The following is a 1,442-nucleotide window of genomic DNA, read 5'->3' as shown; positions in this document are numbered from 1 at the left end:
TGTGTGACGTAATTGTTCACGTCAACCCACTGACCAATGTAGTCAATCTCCACGTAGTCTGAATTTTCTTCAACCATGAACAACGCCGCTTCTTGTTGAACGTCGGCCAGTTGTAGCATGTCGTTATCGACTTTTTGCTGTTCCATTGAGGTCACATTTTGTGCCATGGCAGCGCTAGACGTTGCCATGATAAGTAGCGCTAAAACTGTTTTATTCATTTTACGATATCCCTAAATTAAGGTAATTCTGTTACCCAAGGTTTGCCCTGAGTTGCTTTGTGATAACCATATTCGTATATGGTTAATAAATAGTGTTCATCAAACATGTCTTTGGTTCGTTTGGCGTAACCAAAGTCGTGCTCGATGTAAGTAAATTGCATATCAATGTTGTTGATTTCACAGATGTATTTCATTCGATATAAATCACCACGTGTTTGAGCAAGAGTCAGGCTTGATACGCTCTTTGCTACTAAATCTAGACCCTTATCTCTCAGCGAGTGGTACGGCGCTTTCAGTGCTCCATTTCGAATAACATCGAGCTGTGGTGGTCTTTCTAACCCAAGAGCATCTGAGATCTGCTGATAGTCGAAGTTAGATGGATTGAAAAATACTTGAGCGGCTAAACCACCATCGACGTGAAGTTCTTCATAACTTTTACCTTCGTACTTCACATTGATAAACTGCGGTGGGAAGACTCCAGGAATAGAAGCACTTGCTGCTAAAACCTTATATATAAGTTCAGACTTATCTGGCATGTCACTATTTGCAATTGCGCCCACATTCCAAATGACAAGCTCTCCAGAATCAAAGTGTGTGCTACCAATAAACAAACGCTTACCGTTGCGGTGTCGCGCAGCAATTTGCTCGATCATCGGTTCAGGGAACGCCTGAGCGATAAATTGATTCAAGTTTTTACCGTCAGTAAAAGCATCTTTAAAAACGGTGTTTAAAAAGTTCTTTTTGCCGAGCACTGATTTGTCATTGATGTTTAACATCACCTCCTTCATCTTCGGAAATGCATCTCCGCCGATGAATACAAATGGTGCCATTAGCGCTCCTGCACTGATGCCAGTAACTATTGAGTAGTCTTTCAATTGGCCAGATTCTTCCAGCCCTATCAAAATACCGGCTCCAAAGGCTCCGTTCGCGCCGCCTCCTGACAAAGCTAAGATATTTAGTTGCTCACCTGACACTTTAATTGGCGTTGTTTGATCGATTGGAGAGTATAAGAAGTCTGGGTTCTCACTCGCCCACATACGCAATGGCTCTTTTACTGATATCGCTTCTTCTACAACCACTTCTTTGTAATTGTCTTTGTGTACGCGTACATCCAACGTGTGGGGTGAGCTACATGCCACTACAAGTAATGACAAAGCAACGGTAAAACCCGAGGAAATTAGACGGTTCATAATTAGGCTCATTTAATGTTCTCTAAAATGATTC

At 42.1% G+C, this 1,442-nt stretch carries 1 protein-coding gene and 1 pseudogene; both read right to left on the bottom strand.

Going from position 1 to position 1,442, the window contains the following annotated elements:
• Nucleotides 1-218 (bottom strand): annotated as a pseudogene (locus AB4482_RS02615) (hypothetical protein); the annotation flags it as partial.
• A gap of 17 nt (nt 219-235) precedes the next feature.
• Nucleotides 236-1,408, bottom strand: a complete 1,173-nt coding sequence (locus AB4482_RS02610) for a patatin-like phospholipase family protein (RefSeq protein WP_372057378.1) — start codon at nt 1,406-1,408, stop codon at nt 236-238.
• Nucleotides 1,409-1,442: the final 34 nt, after the last annotated feature.

This window comes from Vibrio sp. 10N.222.55.C7 (genome assembly GCF_041473335.1).
GTDB classification, from domain to species: domain Bacteria; phylum Pseudomonadota; class Gammaproteobacteria; order Enterobacterales; family Vibrionaceae; genus Vibrio; species Vibrio crassostreae_C.
Note: the sequence above shows the minus strand (reverse complement) of the source record. Positions and strands in the feature narration are given on the sequence as shown.

What these genes read in the sequence shown, in the direction of transcription:
- AB4482_RS02610 (WP_372057378.1), bottom strand. Translation starts at nt 1,408, where the DNA reads ATGAACCGTCTAATTTCCTCGGGTTTTACCGTTGCTTTGTCATTACTT.